We start from the raw sequence: 19337 nt of genomic DNA, 5'->3' as shown, positions 1-19337 counted from the left end.
GGCATAGTGGACTTAGTTCGATGAAAGGAATAAGTATGAGCGAGAACCTGCAGGATCCGGCGGACAGGCCGGTGCCGCCGCAGCCGCAGAAGCCACCGTCCGGCCCGGCCGAAGCGGCGGCGCCGCCCGTTCCGGCCTCGGACCCCCAGCACACCCAGCCCATCGCGCCCATGGCCAACCAGACCCGCCCGATCGGCCCCGTTTCCGAGGAAACCGGCAACGCACCCCGCCAGCAGGATGGCTGGTACCGGCCTGACGGCCCGGCGCCGGCAGCAGCCCCGGGACCCTCGGAGCACGGCGCACCCGGCTACGGGGCCTATGCCCCGGGTGCCTCGTTCCACGGCCCCGGTGACGGGCAGGTCCCCGGCGCCGGACACACCCCGCGCACCGCTGCGTTCCAAGCCGCCAAACCGTCGTCGCGCAAGCGCTTTGGTACCGGCACCCTGGTGGCCGGAATGCTGTTGGCCGGGCTGGCCGGCGGTGCTGTCGCCGTCGGCAGCCAGTCCCTGACCGCCGGATCCCCGGTCGCCATCGCCCCTGCCGCCCAGTCCGGGCAGCTGATCGTCAACAACACGGATTCGGTCAACGAGATCACCGCGGCGGCGGCCAAGGCCTCGCCGAGCGTGGTGACCATCTCGGTCAGCGGCGGCAGCAGCGGAGGATCCGGTTCCGGCATCATCCTCGACACCGAAGGACACATCCTCACCAACACCCATGTGGTGACCCTTGGCGGCAGCGTGTCCGATCCGACGGTGGAAGTGCGCACCCAGGACGGCCAAGTGCACAAGGCCACGGTGGTCGGCACGGATCCGCTCTCCGACCTGGCCGTGATCAAGATCGATGCTTCCGGCCTCACCCCGGTGGCCTTCGCGGACTCGGACAAGCTCAACGTCGGGGATACCGCCATCGCCATCGGTTCGCCGTTGGGCCTGAGCGGCACCGTGACGGACGGCATTATCTCCACTCTGAACCGGACGATCAGTGTTTCCTCCTCGGCCGTTCCGGAGAATTCCGGCGACAACAGCCAGAGCAATCCCCAGGACCAGTTCAACTTCCAGTTCCCGGGCCAGGAACAGGGCCAGTCCAACAACAAGGGCAGCATCTACCTGAACGTTATGCAGACGGACGCGGCCATCAACCACGGCAACTCCGGCGGGGCGCTGGTCAATACGGCCGGCGAACTGATCGGCGTCAATGTGGCCATCGCCTCCTCCAGCCAGGACAGCGGCAGCATCGGCGTCGGGTTTGCCATCCCCAGCAACTACGCCCAGCGTGTGGCCAAGGAACTGATCGCCGACGGCAAGGCCAGCCACGGCTATTTGGGCGTCAGCGTCACGGCCCAGGCGGCAGAGAGCTCCTCGCAGAACACGCAGTTCTCCGTCGGGGCAGCGGTGGCCGATGTGGTTTCCGGCTCCCCGGCGGCCGACGCCGGCATCCGGAAGGGAGACGTGATCACCGACGTTGAAAACCGGCCGATCGAGGACAGCCAGTCCCTGACCGCGGCCATCCGCGAGCACACCAGCGGTTCCAAGGTGGCGGTGACCGTGGTGCGCGACGGCCAGCAGCGCAAGTTGGATGTCACCCTCGGGGAGACCCCGAAGAGCTGACCGTGCCAAGCCGTCCAGCGACGGCATTCGGCATGATACTCCCGGCACATCGAAGTCTTCCGGTGAGGTGGATGGGGCAACAGCACCACCTCACCGGAAGACTTTCTGCATTGGTGCTTGCGCTGGAGGTGAAAGGGTGGCAGCAGGGCCAAATAATCAGGGGGCTTACTAGTCAGACTCGCGAGGGTATGGCATCGTTAGTTTCATGCTCGGGATCTGCCTCCTGCGCAAGGCATGATCCCCCCGAAAGGTCCCAAAAATCCAAGGAGGACTCCGGTGGACGGCAAAGCGAAGGTTACAGCATTGGTGCTGGCCGGGTATCTGCTCGGTCGAACGAAGAAGCTGAAGCTGGCGATGACTATTGCCGGTACGCTCGGCGGCCAGCAAGTGATGAACAACAGGGAAACGTTGCTCGCTCAAGTCACTAAATTGGTGCAGTCCTCGCCGGAGGCCAAGCAGCTCACCGAGCAGGTTACGGGCAGGCTGGTTGCAGCGGCGACGGGAGCCGCCATTGCCAGCGCCTCAAAGCGAATTGAATCCGTAAGCAGCAACCTGCAAAACCGTGCAGACCGGTTGAATGCGGGTGTTGACGAGGCCGCGGAAGCAGGCAAGGGCGCGGCAGGCAAGGCTGCGGAGGGCGCAGGTGCTGCAGGTGCCGGTGCTGCCAAGGGCCTAAGGTCCGTTACCCATCCGTTCAAGAGCCGCGCTGAGCGACGGCAGGCCGAAGAGGAAGAGCCCGAAGAGGAGCGCCCGGAGGCCGAAGAGGAAGAGCCTGAGGAAGAGGAGCACCCGGAGGCCGAGGCCGAAGAGGAAGAGCCTGAGGAAGAGGAGCACCCGGAGGCCGAGGCCGAAGAGGAAGAGCCTGAGGAAGAGGAGCACCCGGAGGCCGAGGCCGAAGAGGAAGAGCCTGAGGAAGAGGAGCCTGAAGAGGAACAGCCGAAGGGCAGGCAGCAGCCGCCTCGTCGTGGGTCCCGGACTGAAAGCCAAGCGGCTCGCAAACCGAGCCAGCAGCGCCAGACGACATCCAGGTCGGCCTCCGCTGAAAAGACAGCGGCCGCCTCAAAGGCCGCCGCTCCGAAGAAGGCTGCAGGCGCGGCCAGGAGCGCATCCGGAGAGCGAAAACCAGTTCCTCGCAGTGGCGGTAGCAGGTCAGCCGCAAGCGGTAGGTCTTCTACCAAGTAAGGAGCAGGTGACATGTCTGAAACGGCTGAGAGTGAGAAAACCGGTTCGTCCTCATCGACGGATAAGAGCCCACTGGACGGTCTGAAGGATGCTGCGGGCAGTCTGGGCAAGTCCCTGCTTAGCAACGCCTTGGGCAAGGTCTCCGAGAAGGTGGAAGGTCTGAGCGGCAACCTCGAAGACTACGCCGAAGGCAAGCCGCGAAGCGTGAAGAGCGAGGCAACAGTAGGGGCCGCCAAGGCGGGGTTGAAGGGGAATAGCCCTGCCGTTGGGGCAGCCAAGGGCATGCTGACCGGTGTTAAGAACAAGATCAAGAATCTCTTCACCGGCGGGGGAGGCCGCGGCAGCCGGCAGCAGAAATTCGCCAACATCGTCGAGTGGATCGAGGTCGGCGTTCCGGTCAAGGTCGCCTACAACCAGTGGACGGAATTCGAGCAGTGGTCCGACTTCATGAAGAAAGTCGAGAACGTCGAGCACAACAAGGACCAAGGGAAAGTTGCCTTCAAGGGGCAGGTCTTCCTTTCCCATCGGCGCTGGGACTCCACTATCAAAGAGATGGTGCCGGATGATCGCATCATCTGGAAGTCGACAGGTGCCAAGGGCCACTTGGACGGTGGTGTGACCTTCCATGAAGTGGCGCCTCGGCTGACCAAGATCTGCATCGTGGTCGAATACTACCCCCAGGGCCTCTTCGAGAAGACCGCGCAGATCTGGCGTGCTGTAGGGCGCCGGGTAAGGGTGGAAATGAAGCGCTACGTTCGCCATGTCATGACCAGCACCATTCTGGATCCTGACAGCGTTGAGGGCTGGCGCGGCGAAATCCGGGACGAGAAGATCGTCCGCACTCATGAAGAGGTTGTCGAACAGGAGAAGGCCGAAGAGGAAGAACGGGAGCGGGCCGAAGCGGAAGAGGCCGAGGGCTACGAGGAAGAGGAAGGCCCGGAGGCCGAGGAAGAGGGCTACGAGGAAGAGGAAGAGGAAGGCCCGGAGGCCGAGGAAGAGGGCTACGAGGAAGAGGAAGGCCCGGAGGCCGAGGAAGAGGGCTACGAGGAAGAGGAAGAGGAAGGCCCGGAGGCCGAGGAAGAGGGCTACGAGGAAGAGGAAGAGGAAGGCCCGGAGGCCGAGGAAGAGGGCTACGAGGAAGAACCAGAGGAGGAAACCGAAGAAGAAGAGGCGCCAGTCCCGCGGCGACGTTGAGGAAGGCGGTGCCAGGACCCGGCAGCGGGAAGTAAAACCCCGCACAGAGGAACTGCTTCACTCAGGGAGTAGGTACATCGATGACCAGCATGGCTCAACAACGGGGCGGTGGATACATCGACCGCCCGCACTCGAGTTCTTTGGCGGACGTCCTCGAACTCATCCTCGACAAGGGGCTGGTGATTGACGCGTACGTCCGTGTCTCTCTGGTCGGCATCGAGATCCTGACCATTGACGCCCGCATCGTCATTGCCAGCGTGGACACCTACCTGCGCTTTGCGGAGGCCACCAACAGGCTTGACCTCTACCAGCACGGCAAGGATCTGCCGGAGGTGATGGAGGGTCTGAACCGAAGCGGTGCCAAAGGGAAGAGCAGCGGCCTGCTCGCGGGCGTGAAGGAAGCCCTGACCGGCGGTGACGATGATCAACGCGGCCGTCCGGATGAGGAACGTGAGGAACGCCCCCGTCAAAAGACCGCGAGCCGGACACAACCGAGAAAGTCCGAATGAAGGAGGATCCGATTAGCCAAATGCCAAGTCAATATGTGTATGGAATAGTCCCGTCGGAGTTCATCGTTCCGTCGGACTTGTCTGGTGTGAAGGGACACCCGGTCGAAACGTGCGTCGCCGGCGATTTTGCGGCAGTAGTCACGCCGATCGAGGACGTCGAGTCCCTAGGTACCCCGGATGACTTATTGGCCCATAGCGCAGTACTGGACCGGATCGCCGCAGCAGGTCCGGTCCTGCCGATGGTTTTTGGCACGGTTGTCCCGGACGCAGAGGTGCTCACGGACCAGGTGCTGCCCTCGATGCAGGATGTGTATGCCGCCGGTCTGCGCCGCGTCCGGGATGCGGCGCAGTTCACCGTAAGGGCGCGTTACGTGCGGGACGTGGCACTCGCCGAGATCGTGTCCGAGAATCCCGAGGTCGCCAGGTTGCGCGAGGCTACCGCCGGCCTGAGCGAGGAAGCTTCTCACTTTGACCGGATCCGGCTCGGCGAATTGGTGGTCGAAGACCTCCGGCGGAAGGCCGCCGGTGATTCCGACGTCATTGTGAATGCACTGGCACCCTTGGCCCGTGAAACTGTGACCCGGGAGGCCGGTCACGCTGACGATGTCGTCGAACTTGCGGCCTTGGTGGACCAGGATTCCCAGCAACGGTTTGAACAGGCGGTCGAGAACCTGGCGAAAAATGCCGTCGGACGGATCACCTTCCGGCTGCTGGGTCCGCAGGCTCCCTATGACTTCGTCGGAGAGGTTTAGGCTGTGGGTTTCTTGTCCGGGCTCCTGGGCCTGCCGCTGGTACCGGTCCGCGGCGTGGGCTGGATTGCCGAACGCGTGCTTGAGGAGGCGGAGCGACAGTACTACGATCCTGGAACCATCCGCCGTAAGCTCGAGGAAGTGGCCGATGCGAAAGCAGCAGGTACCCTCACGGCAGAGGAAGCCAGTGCTTTGGAACAGGAGTTGGTGGGCAGGCTGATCGAAGCCGGCAGGCGCGCACGTCGGGAGGGATGATCCGCATGGTCGAGGAGCAGAGCGCCACCAGGAAGCCTCCGTCCCGCAGCGGCAGCATCGGGGAGAAGCCTGTCCGCCGAGCTGAACCTCGGAAGCCCGCGGAGGGCCGCGCCGATGGTTCCGAAACCAGTTCCGGCAGTACCGGCGGCAGGCCGTCCCCGGAGCACCATGCCCGTGCAAGGGAGGGGGACAGCGGGCGTGGCGAGGCCGAGCATCATCCTGGCCGGGGCGGTACCAGGATCAGCGCAGTGAAGGCAGCGCGGGCAGCCATGTCACAGCTGGAGATGCTGACGAGCAGGGAGGCTGAAGGTATCGTCGGCATCAGCAAAAATGACGACGGCGGTTGGACCGTGGTAGTGGAAGTAGTGGAAAGCCGTCACGTTCCGAGCACCAGCGATCTGCTGGCCGAATACAAGGTGGTTCTGGACAGCGGCGGCGAACTGGTTTCGTATGCACGCGGTTCCCGCTATGTGCGCGGCCGCCCGCGCGGGGACTAGCCAGGCCCCGGACAGAAACAGGCAGGCCATAGTCGAGGGAAGGCTACCTAGATCCAGACGAGGCGAACATGACTCTGAGCAACGCAGGCGGTCCGCCGGGACAAGGTCGTCTTGTTCCGGGCACGCCCCGCGGCCAGATCATGGAGCCGCAGCGCAGCCGGGAAGGGACGCTCACACACGTTATTGAGACGCTGCTTGACAAGGGCCTGGTGATCAACGCCGACATCATGGTGTCCGTGGCGGGCGTCGAACTTCTGGGTATCCGTATCCGTGCTGCCTTGGCATCGTTTGAGACCGCCGCCCGCTATGGTCTGGAATTCCCGGCCGGCACCGACCGGGGCACTCTCGCCTGGAAGGACGCGACCGAGGAAAAGGAGACCTGTCCCGAATGTGGCAAGAGGGTTCCCCTTGAGGAGCTGTTGAACGAGTCCTGCCCTTGGTGCGGCTGGAAGAGCGCCCGGGCCCTTGCAGCCGAGGATTCCGACACCGCGGGCGGGAGGCCCCGGCTCGGCTCGTCGGAGGACAGTTCCGGCGGCGATGACGGTTCCAAGCACCGCCGGACGCACACCGAAGAGTAAGCCGGAGGGTAAATGGATACCGGCCGCGATGAGGACATGCAGCCTACACGGGATCCTCAGGCTACCTTGTCGGAGTTGGTTGATGCCCTGCTGAACAAGGGTGTCTATTTGGATCTGGACCTGGTCATTACCGTGGCCGACATCCCGCTCATCGGCATCAGCCTGCGCGCTGCCATCGCCGGCATGGAGACAATGCTCGAATACGGCATGATGAACGGCTGGGATGAACGCACGCGCGCCTGGGTCAGGGACTCCGTGGCGCGGCAAGTGCTGCTGCGTCCAGACGAGGACGTCGTGGCCGGGATGGCCGGCGGGTACTACTGGCAGGATCCATCCAGCTCTGCCGCCACGTGGCGGCAAGGCCGCATCTACCTCACCACCGAGCGGTTGATTGTGTGCCGCCGTGAGCCACCGGAGGTCTTGTGGCAGGCGGCCCTGGGAGCGGTATCCGGCCTGGAACTGCGGACCGAGCCTTCCGTGGGCGGAGCAATCCGCACCCGGCTGCTGGTGCGGACCGACGACGGCGCCGCGGCGCTTTTGTCTGCTGCCGAGCCGGCGCGGCTCAAGGACCTGGTGCGCAACCGCTTGGACGGCACCGGGCAAATTGCCGCCGGCGCACCGGCTTTCGGCAGCAGCCAGGCCGGGGACGGCGCGGAGGAGCCGGACACGCTGCTGTTCAAGGGCGACCTCTGGTATCAGGAGATCCGTGCCACCGGCCCCGTGTGGCGCGGTGGCACGGGTAGGTACGACGTCCAGGAAGGATTCACCTGGCAGGACCCTCGCGACCGCCGGCCCGCGATCCGGCTGCAGCCCGACGAGATCACGGCCGCCGGTATCGAGTCTGCCGGCACGGACGAGGCACGGCTGCCGGCAGGAATTTCCTCTATCCTGATCCTAGGAACGGCCGAAGGAACAATCCGCCTTGCCAGTGCCAGGGCGGAGCAGTGGGCGATGTTGCTGCGGGGCGTGAGCCGGGCGGGCCGCAGGGACACAGGTGTGCCGGAGGTTGATGATGCTGAGAGTTGACGAGGACAGCCTGAAGAACGGTGTGCTGACGCTCGTAGTGACACTCGTGGAAGTGATCCAGGAGGCGCTGGAGAACCAGGCGCTGCGCCGGCTCGAAGGCGGGGGCCTGACCGAGGAGGAACAGGACCGCTTGGGCAACGCCCTGCTGGAGCTGGACGAGGCGATGGAGCAGATCAAGAAGGACCATGGCATTACCGGGTCGGTGGCGGAGCTGCGCCGCGGGCTGGACGAGGTTGTCGATGACGTCGTGGATAAACTGATCAATCCGCAGCGCTGGGCCCGGGAACAGGGCGATTCCATCAGATGACGGACTCACCTGGCCTGTATGTTTACGCCGTCATACCTGGGTCCCTTCCCGCGCTGGCGCTTGGGACCGGCATTGACGATGTCCCGCTCAAGCTGGTGGCCGCGGGGGGCGGGCCCGCCGCCGTCGTGCACGAACATCGCCGGGCCCCCTACAGCGGCGCCGATGACGACGTCCAACGCTGGATACTGGAGCACAGCAACGTGGTTGAGCGCTGCTGGGAGCAGGCCGGGACGGTGCTGCCGATGAGCTTCAACGTTATCGTTGCGCCCGGTGACGGAATGCCGGCCTCGGCCCGCCTCGCCCAGTGGCTGGCAGCCTCCGGCCCGGCGTTGGCCGGACGGCTCGACGCGCTCCGGGAACGGGTCGAACTGCGGGTGGAAATCTCCTTGGACCAGCAGTTGGCCGCCGGGGATGATCCGGAGGTGGCAGCCCTGCGGGAGGAAATGCAGCATCGGCCGGCAGGAGTCCAGAGGCTGTTGCGGAAGCGGCTGGACGGTATGGAGCGCGGCATTGCTGAACGTCTGGCGGGCCGGCTTTATCCCCAGTACCGCCGCCGTCTGGCCACGCTGTCCGAGGATCTTGCCGAGAACCGCCATGCGCACCAGCCCCCGGCGTCTGTCTCCGTGCTGAACATCGCCCTGCTGGTCCCGAGGAGTGCGGTGACGGCGATCGGCGGCGAATTGAGCGCCATCGCCGCGGAAGAACAGGCTGCGCAGATCCGGTTTCTCGGGCCGTGGCCACCATATTCCTTTGCCGACGTACCGGAGCTGAACCCGGGTTAGGGACCGGTCTGCCCGGGCAACGGCCAGGCCCGCACGAAGAGGACGAATCCCGGTTCCCGGCGGCGTGCCGGTAAGGTTAGCTACGTTCGCAGCCGCTGGCACACCGGGCCTCGGATGCGGTCGCCCGGCGCATGACATGGCCCCGGGCTGCGGCTTACCGCGGAAGGAAGACGGACAACGATGCACAAGGCAGACAACTCTGCGCTCAAGATAGTGGTTCTGGTCAAGTACGTACCGGATACACAGTTCGACCGGCACTTGACCGCCAACAGTCATACAGTCGACCGCTCCGAGAGCATATTGTCCGAACTGGATGAATATGCGATCGAGGCTGCCTTGCAGCTGATTGAAGCCCGCGGCGGCGCGAAGGCCGGCAACACGGTCACTGCCCTGACTGTGGGCCCGGCCGCGGCGGTCAACGCGGTCAAGAAGGCGCTGCAGCTCGGTGCCACCGACGGTGTCCATGTCACCGACGAGGCGCTGGCCGGCTCGGATGCATCCGGCACGTCGCTGGTGCTCGCGGCAGCTATCAGGAGCCTTGGCCCGGTGGACCTGGTCCTCACCGGCATGGCATCGACCGACGGTGAGACCTCGCTGGTTCCGGCGCAGCTGGCGGAGCGGCTGGGACTGGCGCAGCTGACCTTCGCGGCTTCGCTTGAGGTCGACGGCGGCGTCGTGACGGCCCGGCGGGACGACGGCCAGGAGTCGGAAACCGTGCAGGCGCAGCTGCCGGCGCTGGTGTCCGTGACGGATCAGATCAACGAGCCACGGTACCCGAACTTCAAAGGCATCATCGCGGCGAAGAAGAAGAAGGTGGCCGAACTGGCGCTGTCCGACCTGGGCCTGGACCCGGGCCAGGTCGGCCGGACCGGCGCCTGGACCACGGTCCTGTCCGCCGAAGCGCGGCCGCCGCGCGGACAGGGCACTATCATCACGGACGAGGGCGACGCGGGCATCAAGCTGGTCGATTTCCTCGCCTCCCGGAAGCTGCTGTAGGAGGACATGGACATGGCTGGAACCGCAAAGATCCTGGTATTCATCGACTCTCCCGACGGCCCCCTGCACAAGGTGCAGCGCGAATTGCTCACCCTGGCCGGTACGTTGGGCGAGCCCGCCGCCGCCGTCAGCAGCCCGCCGGACGAGGCGCTGCTCGCCGAGCTGGCCGGCTATGGCGCCGCCACCGTCTACCAGCCGGCGGCGCAGCTGGAGGACAGCCTCGTCGCACCCAATGCGGCCTTCCTGGCCAACGTGGTGCGCGAAGCGGCACCGGCCGCGGTGCTGCTGGAGAACAGTTACGAAGGCAAGGAAACCGCCGCCCGGCTGGGCATCAAGCTCTCCTCCGGCGTGGTCACGGACGCCATCGCGGTGGCACCGGACCTGTCGGTGACCAAGAGCGTGCTCGCCGGTGCCTATACGGTGGTCGCCAAGGTCACCACCGGTACGCCGCTGATCACGGTCAAGGCCAACTCAATCGAGGCGGCCGCCGGAACCGGAACCGGAATGCCGGTCGTCGTCGAGGTGGACCCCGGCGAGCCCGGTCCCGCCGCCCGGGTCACCGAACGCAGCGCCAAGCCGGCCAGCGGACGTCCGGACCTGGGCGAAGCCCGGGTGGTCGTCGCAGGCGGGCGGGGCGTGAACGGCGACTTCGGGCCAATCGAGGAGCTGGCCGACGCCCTCGGCGGCGCGGTCGGCGCGTCGCGTGCCGCCACCGATGCCGGCTGGATCGACCACTCCGCCCAGGTTGGCCAGACCGGCAAGACGGTTTCGCCGCAGCTGTACATTTCCGCTGGCATCTCCGGCGCCATCCAGCAGAAGGCCGGCATGCAGACCGCCCAGGTCATCGTGGCGGTGAACAAGGACGCCGACTCCCCGGTCTTCGAGATTGCGGATTTCGGTGTCGTGGGGGACCTGTTCCAGGTGCTGCCGCAGGCCGCCGGGGAAATCAGGAAGCGGAAGGGCTAGGGCCGGCGTGGAACAGGGCGGTTTCAGGCCCGAAGCCGGCATCCGCCAGGTGCTGGTCTTCGCGGCGCATCCGGACGATGTGGACTTTGGCGCGGCCGGCACCATTGCCCGCTGGACCTCTGCCGGCGTCAAGGTGGTGTACTGCATCATGACCGACGGCGACGCGGGCGGCTTCGACGAGTCGCACCGCCCCGACATCGCCGCGATGCGGGCGCGCGAGCAGGCCTCGGCCGCCGCCATCGTCGGGGTGGAGGACATCCGCTACCTCGGCCAGCGGGACGGCTACCTGGAAGCCAGCCACGAGGTGGTCAAGCAGGTGGTGGGGCTGATCCGCGAGATCCGTCCGGACGTGGTGATGGCCATGCATCCGGAGCGGGCCTGGGATCGGATCCAGAAGAGCCACCCGGACCATCTGGCCTGCGGCGAGGCGGTCACCCGGGCGGTCTATCCGGCGGTGGAGAACCCCTACGCCTACCCGGAACTGGCCGAGGCGGGGCTGGCCGCCTACAAGGTTCCCTACCTGTGGTTCTACGGCGGGCCGAGGGAACGGGACAACCACTTCGTGGACGTGACGGACTATGTCGACGCCAAACTGGCCGCGATCCGCATCCACTCCAGCCAGCATCCGGACCTGGACCGGATGGACGCCACGGTCCGGAGCAATCTGCAGGACAACGCGGCCCGCGGCGGTCTGCGCGAGGGCCGCAGTGCCGAGGTCTTCCACGTGGTCGGAATCAATACGCCGGCTACCTTCGCCGGCTTCTGACCGTGGCGTGGGGCGGGCGGCCGGGAACCAGTCGCCCGCCGCGCACCTTGCTGCGGTGTCAGTTGGTCAGCGGGATGGTCAGTGCGAAGGGCGGGGTGGGGGACTGCGAGCCGCCGGGCGGTTCCAGCGTCACAGCCGCTTCCTTGCTGCCGGCAATTTTTTCCAGCACGACCGGCTTGCTGCCGGCGATGTTTTCCTTGCTGAGCATCCCGGCCGAGATGGGCGCGGAGCCGTCCGCGGGAATCATCCACAGCTGGTAGACCTCGGTGCGGCCCGGGGCGGCCAGATTCTTGAAGGTGACGACGGCGGCGTCCTCGCTGCGTGAGACCTCGACCGTGGCGGTGCCGGCTGAGGCCTGCACCGAGGTGCTGGCCACATCAGGCGCCTGGCGTACTGCGTCCTCGGCCGACCGGCCGCCGAAGGTCTGGAAGAGCACGATTCCGCCAACGACGATGACAATGAGGGCCACGACGGCCAGCAGCCATTTGGCTGCCGGCGGCGTCGGCCGTTTTCCACTGGCATCGTCGTCGGCGGTGAGCTGGTCCGCGTGTAGAACGGAATTGTCGTCGGCGTCCGGTCCCTGCTCGGTCGGGTCGGGGTCCCTGCGTCGTGCGTCATTGCTGTCCGGTGTTGCTGGCGTTTCCATATATGCCCAGCATACGGTGGTGGCGCGCTCCGGTGGGGGAGGAGAAAGCTGCGGGCGCGGCTGGAATCAGCCCCGCAGTTGGGCCCCGGCGAAGCCGTGCTGGCGCCACGCCTCGTAGACGGCGATGGAGGCCGAATTGGCCAGGTTCAGGGACCGCAGCGACGGCAGCATCGGCAGCCGGACCCGCGCGGTCACATGCGCGTCCTGTTTGACGTCCTCGGGCAGGCCCACGGATTCGGGCCCGAACATCAGCACGTCGCCGGGAGCGTAGCTGATGTCCGTATAGGAGTGCTCCCCTTCCGAGGTGAAGGCATAGACGTTTTCCGGCTGCAGCACCTGCCAGGCGTCTGCGAGGGTTTGGTGGACGTGGACGACGGCGAGGTCATGGTAGTCCAGTCCCGCCCGGCGCAGTTTGGCGTCCTCGAAGGTGAAGCCCAGCGGCTCCACCAGATGGAGTTCGGCGCCGGTAACGGCGGCCAGCCGGATGGCGTTGCCGGTATTGCCGGGAATTTCGGGGGTATAGAAGAGGATGCGGAACACGGCTTCCATCTTATGCCCGCCGCCGGCCGGCCTCAGCGGTGCATGCCGGCGAGCAGCCGGGCCAGCGACGGCACGTGCACCGTGTTGGGAGCCGGGCCCGAGGCGAGGAACTGCTTGAGCTCGCGCACCAGCCGGGCGGCATTGACCACATGGACCAGGTTCTGCCCGCTGGGGTCGTAGCCGCGGGCATAGTCCACCACGGGTTCGTGGAGGTTGCCGTCGGGGCTGTGGATCACTGTCCAGCCCTGCACATTGAGCTCCGGGAAGAGGTCCTGCATCCGCCGGACCGCCGGTGCCAGCCGCGGCGGTTCCACCACCCGGCCGTCCTTGTGCAGCGTGTAGCCGTCCCAGCGGAAAATACCCTTGGGCAGCAGCATCGAATCCACCAGCGCCAACCGGTAGCCCGCCAGCAGGGCATGGTCGATGTAGCCGTGTTCCCCGGGTGAATGCAGTCCGTTGACCAGCCGCGCCGACGGCATGCTGGTGAGGATTTGCTGGGACAGCAGCGCGACCGTGCGGGCTTCGCGCTGCAGCCTGGAGGCGGCGCCGAAGACGCCCCGTTTGCGCGGCACGCCGTGGATCTGCTGCCGGGCCACCTCGAACGGGACCGTGCTGGAGGCCTCGGCGGTGTCGTAGGACGGTACGTACACGGCCGCCGCGTCCGCCCGGTCCCCGGGCTGGCGGACCCGGGTGGTGAAGGCCGGGCCCGCGGTATAGGAGGCCGAGGGCGAGGAAGCCTCCGGGGCCCGGGGAGCCGGGCCGGAGGCGCCGTAGGAGCGGTCGTACTGCCGGCGGGCCTGCGGATCGCGGAGCACCTCGTAGGCCAGGGTGACCTCGCGGAAATGGGCGGCGTCGCCGCCGTGGTCCGGGTGCGTGGCCCGGGCCGCCCGGCGGTAGGCGGCCTTGATCTGCCGCTCGGTGGCGTTGGTGGGCACCCCCAGGATGTCGTAGTGGGATGGGGGAGTCACACAGATGCCTTTCTCAGTGGAAACGGAACGTTGGTCTGCCCTGATTCAACGTCTGCGCGGCCGCGCCCGTTCCGCGCCCCGGCGGGCGTCTTCAGGCGCGGCGGCCGGCCTTTATGTAGCGCAGCAGCAGCATGCCGCCGGATTCGAGGATATGCACCAGTTCCAGCTGCTGGAGCGGATGCTCGGTCACCGCGTCGGCAATCCGCTTTCCGGTCCCGCCGGCCAGCACGGGCGACACGGTCAGGCACAGCTCGTCCACCAGCCCTGCGGCCTGGAAAGCGCCGAACAGCACGGGGCCGCCCTCGCTGTGGATGCTGCGGTGGCCGCGGGCAGCCAGTGCCGCCACCATCAAGGCAGGCTCGGCGGACTCTGTGCCGGCATCGACGATGTCGGCCACCGGCGCCAGCGCCCGCCGCCGTCCGGCGTCGGCGCGGGCCGTGGTCAGCAGCAGCGGCCGGACCGGAGCCTGGGCAAAGAACGCCCCGTCCGGGTCCAGATCCAGCGAGCCGGAGACGACGGCGATGCCCGGATGGGCCGGCAGGCCGTTCGCCAGGCGCCAGCGGCAGTCCGCTTCGGACAGCAGCGGGCCGGCATAGCCCTCCGCCCGCACGGTTCCGGCACCGACCAGGATGACGTCCGCCTGCCGCCGCAGCAGCATAAAGACGTGCTGGTCCACCGCGTCGCCCAGCCCGCCGGCGCGGCCTTCATGGGTGGCGGCTCCATCCAGGCTGGCAACGAAATTGAACCTGACCCACGGCTGCTCCCGGGCCGGAACCGCGTACCAGTCCAGCAGCTGTGCGTCGGTGGCGTCCCGGACCGGGTCCGGATATACGCGGTTGATGGCCCGCAGCCCGGCGGAGCCGTTCATCCCTGGCCGGCCGGGAGGTTGAAGTCGCCCATGTTGTGCTTCAGGTAGGCAGGCGGCCGCCAGCCCAACGCCGCCTCGGCCAGCCGGACGGCGGCATTGGCCTCCGGGACATTGTGCATGCGGACGATCCGGGCGCCGTTCATGATGCAGATCACCGCCGCGGCGAGGGACCCGGCCAGCCGGTCCTGCTTGGGCGCAGCCAGTGTTTCGCCGATGAAGTCCTTGTTGGAAACAGCCGCCAGTGCCGGGAACCCCAGGCCCGCGATTTCGGCGAACCGCCGGGTGAGCTCCAGCGAATGCAGCGTGTTCTTGTTCAGGTCATGGCCCGGGTCGATGATGATCTTTTCGGCAGGAATCCCCAGTTCCACTGCCAGGTCCACCTTGCGGGCGAGGAAATCGGCCACCTCCTTGACCACATCGTGGTACTGCGGCCGCGGGTAGGCCGTGCGCGGCGCGGCCAGCGAATGGGTGATGACCACATGGGCGCCGCCGGCTGCCACCACGGCGGCCAGGTCCTTGTTCCGCAGGCCGGTGGTGTCGTTGATGACGTTGGCCCCGGCCCGGATGCTCGCCTCGGCGACCTCCGGCTGGAACGTGTCCGCCGAGATGATGACGTCCGAGGCGGCCCGGATCGCCGCGATGACCGGCACGATCCGTGCCGCCTCCTCGGCGGCGGGCAGTTCCGGTCCCGGCGCAAACGGTACCCCGCCGATATCGACCCAGTCCGCGCCGTCGGCCACGGCCTGCAGCGCCGTGTCCACGGCCGCGTCGTAGGCGAAGGTCCTGCCGGCGTCGTAGAAGGAATCGGGCGTCCGGTTGATGATGGCCATCAGGGCGACCTGCCGGCGGAAATCGATCGTCCGCGTTCCGAAGGCGTGCACCGGGTGCAGCATTCCGGGCAGGAAGGCTCCCGGCGGTCCTTCGGCGACGTCGGGTACTGTCACAGGCTGGTCAACTCCTTGGCCGGATCGGACAGTTCCGCGACGCTGACAGGGCGTGCGGAACGGATCAGGTCCTGGATGGCATCCTGCACATCCCAGACATTTACATTCATACCAGCGACCACCTTCGAATCCCGCAGCCAGAAGGCGATGAACTCCATGTTTTCCGGATTTCCGCGGATCACCGGAACGCTGGTCGCCCACGGGAAAAAACCGGAGTACTCCATCCCGATGTCGAACTGGTCCGTATAGAAATACGGGATGTCGTCATTGACTGCGTCCTGCCCGAGCATCGCCTTGGCCGCCGTTGTGCCCTGGGCGATCGCATTGGCCCAGTGTTCGCTGCGCAGCCGGGTGCCCAGAACGGGATGGAACGCATTGGCGACGTCGCCGGCGGCATACACATCCGCGGCGGAGGTCAGCAGCGAGCCATCGGTGTCGATTCCGCGTGAAACGGCCAGGCCGGAGGCCTCCGCCAGCGCCGTGTTCGGCACCGCCCCGACGGCCACCAGCACCAAATCCGCGGCCAGACGCTCGCCGTCATCGAGCACGACGGCGGCAGCCTTGCCGCCGGCGGCGGCGATTTCCACCGGGGTGCGGCCGGTACGGAAGCCGACGCCCTCGGCACGGTGCTTGGCGGTGAACAGCGAGCCGATCTGGGGTCCGAGCGCGCTGGCCAGCGGCACCTCGCCCGGCCCCACCACGGTCACGGCATTGCCCAGCTGGCGGGCGGTGGCGGCAGCCTCCATCCCGATCCAGCCCATGCCGATGATGACGAGCTGCCGGTCGCCGCGGGCCAGGGCATTGTGCAGGGCCCGGCTGTCGTCGATGGTCCGCAGGTAATGCACGCCCTCCAGCCCGGCACCGGAGATGTCCAACCGGCGGGAAGAAGCGCCGGTGGCGACCAGCAGCTTGGAATAGGACAGGGCGCCGCCGCGCGAGAGCACCACGCGGTGCGCCGCGGCATCGATCCGGTCCACGGCTTCGTCGAGCTTGACGTCGATGTCCTGTTCGTCATACCAGGCAGGTGCCTGGATTTGGCCGTCTTCCGCGGACTCCTTCCCGGCCAGGAAGGCCTTGGACAGCGGCGGGCGCAGGTACGGATACTCGGTTTCCGCGCCCACCAGGGTGAGTTTGCCGTCGAAGCCCTCCTCGCGCAGGGTCTTGGCTGCGGTCGCACCGGCCAGTCCGGCGCCGGCGATGATGATGTGGTTCGAGCTCATGGTGTGCTCCTTTGTCCGGACGGCGCCACCGCCGGTGGCCTGCTCCGACCATAGGAACGGGCCGGGGGCAAGTCAACGGGAACCGGGGCCGGTTCGTGCCTCGTTGCTCCGGCCGGTAAAATGGCACCGTGCCCGTGTATCTTGACCACGCGGCGACCACGCCCCTTTCGGCGCAGGCCCTGGCCGCACTCACCCGTGAACTCAGCCGCTGCGGAAACCCCTCCTCCCTGCACGGCTCCGGCCGGCATGCCCGCCGGGTCGTCGAGGAGGCCCGCGAGGTGCTCGCCGCCGCCGCCGGCGCCCATCCCTCGGAGGTGGTCTTCACCTCCGGCGGAACCGAGGCGGACAACCTGGCGGTCAAGGGACTCTACTGGTCGCGCCGGGACCAGGATCCGCGGCGGTGGAAGATCATCTGTTCTCCGGTGGAACACCATGCCGTGCTGGACACCGTCGAGTGGCTGGAACGCCACGAGGACGCCCAGGCCTGCTGGCTGCCGGTGGATGAGAACGGTGTGGTGTCGGTGGACGACATCCGCGCCGAGATCGAGGCCGATCCGGAGGCGGTCGCCCTGGTCACCGTGATGTGGGCCAATAACGAGGTCGGCTCGGTCCAGCCGGTTGCGGACATTGTCCAGGTGGCCCATGAATACGGCATCCCGGTGCATTCGGATGCCGTGCAGGCCTTCGGCTCGCTGCCGCTCTCCTTTGCCGCCTCCGGCCTGGACACGATGGCCATCAGCGGGCACAAGATCGGCGGCCCGGTCGGCGTCGGCGCGCTGTTGGTGGGCCGCGCCGTGAAGCTGGTGCCGCTGCTGCACGGCGGCGGCCAGGAGCGGGACGTCCGCTCCGGCACCTTGGATACGCCCTCGATCGCGGCGTTCGCGGCGGCGGCCGATGCCGCCGTCACGAACCTGCCCGAGGAGGGTCCCCGGCTGGCCCGGCTGCGCGAGCGGCTGATCGCCGGCGTCTCCGCCGCCATTCCGGAAGCGGTGCTGCGGGGCACGCCGGATCCCTCGCTGGCCGGACTGCGGCTGCCGGGCAACGCGCACTTCACCTTCCCCGGCTGCGAGGGGGATTCGCTGCTGTTCCTGCTGGACCTGGCGGGGGTGGAGTCATCCACCGGGTCGGCCTGCACCGCGGGCGTGCCGCGTCCGTCGCACGTGCTGCTGGCCATGGGCCTGTCCGAGGAACAGGCGCGCGGGGCGCAGCGCTTCAGCCTCGGGCATACTTCGACCGAGTCCGACGTTGAAGCACTGGTGGCCGCCTTGCCGGAGGCCTATGCCCGCGCCCGCAAAGCGGGCATGGCCGGGCATGCCTCCAGCATCCAGACTGCCGGCACGCAGCAGCCGTAGCCGGGCACCGGCGCGGCAAAACGACAACGAGAACACAAGGATTTGGTGATGAAGGTACTGGCAGCGATGAGCGGCGGCGTGGATTCGGCCGTGGCGGCCGCGCGCGCGGTGGACGCCGGCCACGATGTAGTCGGCGTCCACCTGGCGCTCTCCCGGATGCCCGGCACGCTGCGCACCGGCAGCCGTGGCTGCTGCACCATCGAGGATTCCCGTGACGCCTGGCGTGCCTGCGACATCCTGGGTATTCCTTACTACGTGTGGGACTTTTCCGAGCGCTTCAAGGAAGACGTGGTCGACGACTTCGTGGCCGAATACGCTGCCGGCCGCACCCCGAATCCCTGCATGCGCTGCAACGAGCGGATCAAGTTTGCCGCACTGCTGGAGAAGGCCCTGGCGCTCGGCTTCGACGCCGTCTGCACCGGCCACTACGCCAAGGTCGTCGAGGACGAACACGGCAACCGGGAGCTGCACCGGGCCGCGGACTGGGCCAAGGACCAGTCCTATGTGCTCGGCGTGCTCACGCACGAGCAGCTTAAGCATTCGCTGTTCCCGCTGGCGGACACCCCGTCCAAGGCGGAAGTCCGGGCCGAGGCAGCCCGGCGCGGCCTGTCGGTGGCGAACAAGCCGGACAGCCATGACATCTGCTTCATTTCCGACGGCGACACGCGCGGCTGGCTGGCCGAGAAGATCGAGATGCAGCCGGGTGACATCGTGGATGAAACCGGTGCGGTCGTGGGCGGGCACGACGGCGCCAACGCCTTCACCGTGGGCCAGCGCCGCGGGCTGAAGCTGGGCCGCCCGGCCGCGGACGGCAAGCCGCGCTTTGTGTTGGAGATCCGGCCCAAGGAGAACAAGGTCGTGGTGGGGCCCGAGGCCCTGCTGGCGGTGGACCAGCTGCGCGGGATCAAGGTGTCCTGGGCCGGACTGCCGGTTCCCGAGGTCGAAGCACAGGCCGAGTTCGACTGCATGGTGCAGGTCCGCGCCCACGGCGACCCGGTGCCGGCCAGGGCCAGGGCGGAGTCCTCCGACGGACGGCAGCAACTGGTGCTGACGCTGCTGGAGCCGATGCGCGGCGTCGCCCCGGGGCAGACGATGGTGCTCTACCAGGGCAGCCGCGTGCTGGGGCAGGCCACCATTGATTCCGCCCGCTCGCTGAGCTGGGATCCGGCCAAGGTCTCCTGACCCCCGGGTACGGGGCACTGCTGCGGGAGCAGATCTGGGAGGAACAAAACCGTCGGAGGCCGCCGATAGCCTTCAGGCCGGTAGCGAACGGGGTTTCCTAGGGCACGTCAGGCCAGTCCGGTTATGGCGGCATTCGGGGAAGCCGGTCGCTATTTTGTCAGTAGCAGGCCGTAGCGTTCCTGCTAAGGCAATTCCGTTCAGTA

The 19337-nt window shown here is 67.2% G+C and carries 22 protein-coding genes; 16 read left to right on the top strand and 6 right to left on the bottom strand.

Annotated features, from left to right (window positions below; translation table 11 throughout):
* The first annotated feature begins 35 nt into the window (after positions 1 to 35).
* The 14 genes from LVY72_RS12730 to LVY72_RS12665 all read left to right on the top strand — a co-directional run bounded on the left by LVY72_RS12730 (position 36) and on the right by LVY72_RS12665 (position 11414).
* Positions 36 to 1607: a S1C family serine protease gene (locus LVY72_RS12730; protein WP_237821385.1), complete on the top strand. Its 1572-nt coding sequence runs from the start codon at positions 36 to 38 to the stop codon at positions 1605 to 1607.
* 276 nt (positions 1608 to 1883) lie between these two features.
* Positions 1884 to 2789: a hypothetical protein gene (locus tag LVY72_RS12725; RefSeq protein ID WP_237821383.1), complete on the top strand. Its 906-nt coding sequence runs from the start codon at positions 1884 to 1886 to the stop codon at positions 2787 to 2789.
* Between the two features lie 12 nt (positions 2790 to 2801).
* Positions 2802 to 3983, top strand: a complete 1182-nt coding sequence (locus LVY72_RS12720) for an SRPBCC family protein (RefSeq protein ID WP_237821381.1) — start codon at positions 2802 to 2804, stop codon at positions 3981 to 3983.
* 80 nt (positions 3984 to 4063) lie between these two features.
* The gene (gene gvpJ, locus LVY72_RS12715) at positions 4064 to 4492 is read left to right on the top strand and encodes a gas vesicle protein GvpJ (RefSeq protein ID WP_237821379.1); all 429 of its coding nucleotides are present in this window, start codon (positions 4064 to 4066) and stop codon (positions 4490 to 4492) included.
* Positions 4489 to 5244 (top strand): GvpL/GvpF family gas vesicle protein, encoded by a 756-nt coding sequence (locus LVY72_RS12710; protein WP_237821377.1) that lies wholly within the window; start codon positions 4489 to 4491, stop codon positions 5242 to 5244. The genes gvpJ and LVY72_RS12710 overlap by 4 nt, the downstream gene beginning before the upstream one ends.
* Positions 5245 to 5247: 3 nt before the next feature.
* Positions 5248 to 5496 (top strand): gas vesicle protein GvpG, encoded by a 249-nt coding sequence (locus tag LVY72_RS12705; protein WP_237821374.1) that lies wholly within the window; start codon positions 5248 to 5250, stop codon positions 5494 to 5496.
* Positions 5493 to 5993 (top strand): gas vesicle protein GvpO, encoded by a 501-nt coding sequence (gvpO, locus tag LVY72_RS24370; RefSeq protein WP_308190787.1) that lies wholly within the window; start codon positions 5493 to 5495, stop codon positions 5991 to 5993. The genes LVY72_RS12705 and gvpO overlap by 4 nt, the downstream gene beginning before the upstream one ends.
* Positions 5994 to 6133: 140 nt before the next feature.
* Complete coding sequence (locus tag LVY72_RS24715) at positions 6134 to 6571, top strand: gas vesicle protein (RefSeq protein ID WP_308190785.1); 438 nt, start codon at positions 6134 to 6136, stop codon at positions 6569 to 6571.
* A gap of 12 nt (positions 6572 to 6583) precedes the next feature.
* The gene (locus tag LVY72_RS24710) at positions 6584 to 7597 is read left to right on the top strand and encodes a gas vesicle protein (RefSeq protein ID WP_308190784.1); all 1014 of its coding nucleotides are present in this window, start codon (positions 6584 to 6586) and stop codon (positions 7595 to 7597) included.
* On the top strand, positions 7581 to 7904 hold the full coding sequence (locus LVY72_RS12685; RefSeq protein ID WP_237821371.1) for a gas vesicle protein K: 324 nt from the start codon (positions 7581 to 7583) through the stop codon (positions 7902 to 7904). The genes LVY72_RS24710 and LVY72_RS12685 overlap by 17 nt, the downstream gene beginning before the upstream one ends.
* Positions 7901 to 8686 carry a GvpL/GvpF family gas vesicle protein gene (locus LVY72_RS12680; protein ID WP_237821369.1) on the top strand — a complete coding sequence of 262 codons (786 nt, stop codon included), beginning with the start codon at positions 7901 to 7903 and terminating at the stop codon, positions 8684 to 8686. The genes LVY72_RS12685 and LVY72_RS12680 overlap by 4 nt, the downstream gene beginning before the upstream one ends.
* A 180-nt stretch (positions 8687 to 8866) precedes the next feature.
* Positions 8867 to 9682, top strand: a complete 816-nt coding sequence (locus LVY72_RS12675) for an electron transfer flavoprotein subunit beta/FixA family protein (RefSeq protein ID WP_237821367.1) — start codon at positions 8867 to 8869, stop codon at positions 9680 to 9682.
* Positions 9683 to 9694: 12 nt separating this feature from the next.
* Entirely contained in the window at positions 9695 to 10648 is a 954-nt protein-coding gene (locus LVY72_RS12670) for an electron transfer flavoprotein subunit alpha/FixB family protein (protein WP_237821365.1), read from the top strand.
* A gap of 7 nt (positions 10649 to 10655) precedes the next feature.
* Positions 10656 to 11414 (top strand): PIG-L deacetylase family protein, encoded by a 759-nt coding sequence (locus LVY72_RS12665; RefSeq protein ID WP_237821363.1) that lies wholly within the window; start codon positions 10656 to 10658, stop codon positions 11412 to 11414.
* 58 nt (positions 11415 to 11472) lie between these two features.
* Here the strand turns inward: LVY72_RS12665 and LVY72_RS12660 are convergent, their stop codons facing one another.
* From LVY72_RS12660 to LVY72_RS12635, 6 genes are all read right to left on the bottom strand, one after another.
* Entirely contained in the window at positions 11473 to 12060 is a 588-nt protein-coding gene (locus LVY72_RS12660) for an anti-sigma factor (protein ID WP_237821361.1), read from the bottom strand.
* A 66-nt stretch (positions 12061 to 12126) separates the two neighbouring features.
* Positions 12127 to 12600, bottom strand: coding sequence for a tRNA (cytidine(34)-2'-O)-methyltransferase (locus LVY72_RS12655; RefSeq protein WP_237821359.1), 474 nt, complete (start codon positions 12598 to 12600; stop codon positions 12127 to 12129).
* Between the two features lie 32 nt (positions 12601 to 12632).
* Entirely contained in the window at positions 12633 to 13568 is a 936-nt protein-coding gene (locus tag LVY72_RS12650) for a J domain-containing protein (RefSeq protein WP_237821356.1), read from the bottom strand.
* 91 nt (positions 13569 to 13659) lie between these two features.
* Positions 13660 to 14436 (bottom strand): pyrimidine reductase family protein, encoded by a 777-nt coding sequence (locus tag LVY72_RS12645; RefSeq protein WP_237821354.1) that lies wholly within the window; start codon positions 14434 to 14436, stop codon positions 13660 to 13662.
* A complete protein-coding gene (gene folP, locus LVY72_RS12640; protein WP_237821470.1) occupies positions 14433 to 15329 on the bottom strand; it encodes a dihydropteroate synthase in 897 nt (298 codons plus the stop codon). Before folP ends, LVY72_RS12645 begins: the two co-directional genes overlap by 4 nt.
* 47 nt (positions 15330 to 15376) lie before the next feature.
* Positions 15377 to 16600: an NAD(P)/FAD-dependent oxidoreductase gene (locus LVY72_RS12635; protein WP_237821352.1), complete on the bottom strand. Its 1224-nt coding sequence runs from the start codon at positions 16598 to 16600 to the stop codon at positions 15377 to 15379.
* A 128-nt stretch (positions 16601 to 16728) separates the two neighbouring features.
* Here LVY72_RS12635 and LVY72_RS12630 point away from each other — a divergent pair, with 128 nt between their 5' ends.
* On the top strand, positions 16729 to 17952 hold the full coding sequence (locus LVY72_RS12630) for a cysteine desulfurase family protein (RefSeq protein ID WP_237821350.1): 1224 nt from the start codon (positions 16729 to 16731) through the stop codon (positions 17950 to 17952).
* Positions 17953 to 18000: 48 nt separating this feature from the next.
* Complete coding sequence (gene mnmA / locus LVY72_RS12625) at positions 18001 to 19134, top strand: tRNA 2-thiouridine(34) synthase MnmA (RefSeq protein WP_237821348.1); 1134 nt, start codon at positions 18001 to 18003, stop codon at positions 19132 to 19134.
* Positions 19135 to 19337 lie beyond the last annotated feature (203 nt).

Source organism: Arthrobacter hankyongi (genome assembly GCF_022012395.1).
Classification (GTDB): Bacteria; Actinomycetota; Actinomycetes; order Actinomycetales; family Micrococcaceae; genus Crystallibacter; species Crystallibacter hankyongi.
This window is presented reverse-complemented; position numbering and strand designations above follow the sequence as displayed.

Bases quoted from the DNA above. Each gene is read 5' to 3' on its own strand.
- LVY72_RS12730 (WP_237821385.1), top strand. From the start codon at position 36: ATGAGCGAGAACCTGCAGGATCCGGCGGACAGGCCGGTGCCGCCGCAG.
- LVY72_RS12720 (WP_237821381.1), top strand. From the start codon at position 2,802: ATGTCTGAAACGGCTGAGAGTGAGAAAACCGGTTCGTCCTCATCGACG.
- gvpJ (WP_237821379.1), top strand. From the start codon at position 4,064: ATGACCAGCATGGCTCAACAACGGGGCGGTGGATACATCGACCGCCCG.
- LVY72_RS12710 (WP_237821377.1), top strand. From the start codon at position 4,489: ATGAAGGAGGATCCGATTAGCCAAATGCCAAGTCAATATGTGTATGGA.
- gvpO (WP_308190787.1), top strand. From the start codon at position 5,493: ATGATCCGCATGGTCGAGGAGCAGAGCGCCACCAGGAAGCCTCCGTCC.
- LVY72_RS24715 (WP_308190785.1), top strand. From the start codon at position 6,134: ATGGAGCCGCAGCGCAGCCGGGAAGGGACGCTCACACACGTTATTGAG.
- LVY72_RS24710 (WP_308190784.1), top strand. From the start codon at position 6,584: ATGGATACCGGCCGCGATGAGGACATGCAGCCTACACGGGATCCTCAG.
- LVY72_RS12685 (WP_237821371.1), top strand. From the start codon at position 7,581: ATGATGCTGAGAGTTGACGAGGACAGCCTGAAGAACGGTGTGCTGACG.
- LVY72_RS12680 (WP_237821369.1), top strand. From the start codon at position 7,901: ATGACGGACTCACCTGGCCTGTATGTTTACGCCGTCATACCTGGGTCC.
- LVY72_RS12675 (WP_237821367.1), top strand. From the start codon at position 8,867: ATGCACAAGGCAGACAACTCTGCGCTCAAGATAGTGGTTCTGGTCAAG.
- LVY72_RS12670 (WP_237821365.1), top strand. From the start codon at position 9,695: ATGGCTGGAACCGCAAAGATCCTGGTATTCATCGACTCTCCCGACGGC.
- LVY72_RS12660 (WP_237821361.1), bottom strand. From the start codon at position 12,060: ATGGAAACGCCAGCAACACCGGACAGCAATGACGCACGACGCAGGGAC.
- LVY72_RS12645 (WP_237821354.1), bottom strand. From the start codon at position 14,436: ATGAACGGCTCCGCCGGGCTGCGGGCCATCAACCGCGTATATCCGGAC.
- folP (WP_237821470.1), bottom strand. From the start codon at position 15,329: ATGCTGCACCCGGTGCACGCCTTCGGAACGCGGACGATCGATTTCCGC.
- LVY72_RS12635 (WP_237821352.1), bottom strand. From the start codon at position 16,600: ATGAGCTCGAACCACATCATCATCGCCGGCGCCGGACTGGCCGGTGCG.
- mnmA (WP_237821348.1), top strand. From the start codon at position 18,001: ATGAAGGTACTGGCAGCGATGAGCGGCGGCGTGGATTCGGCCGTGGCG.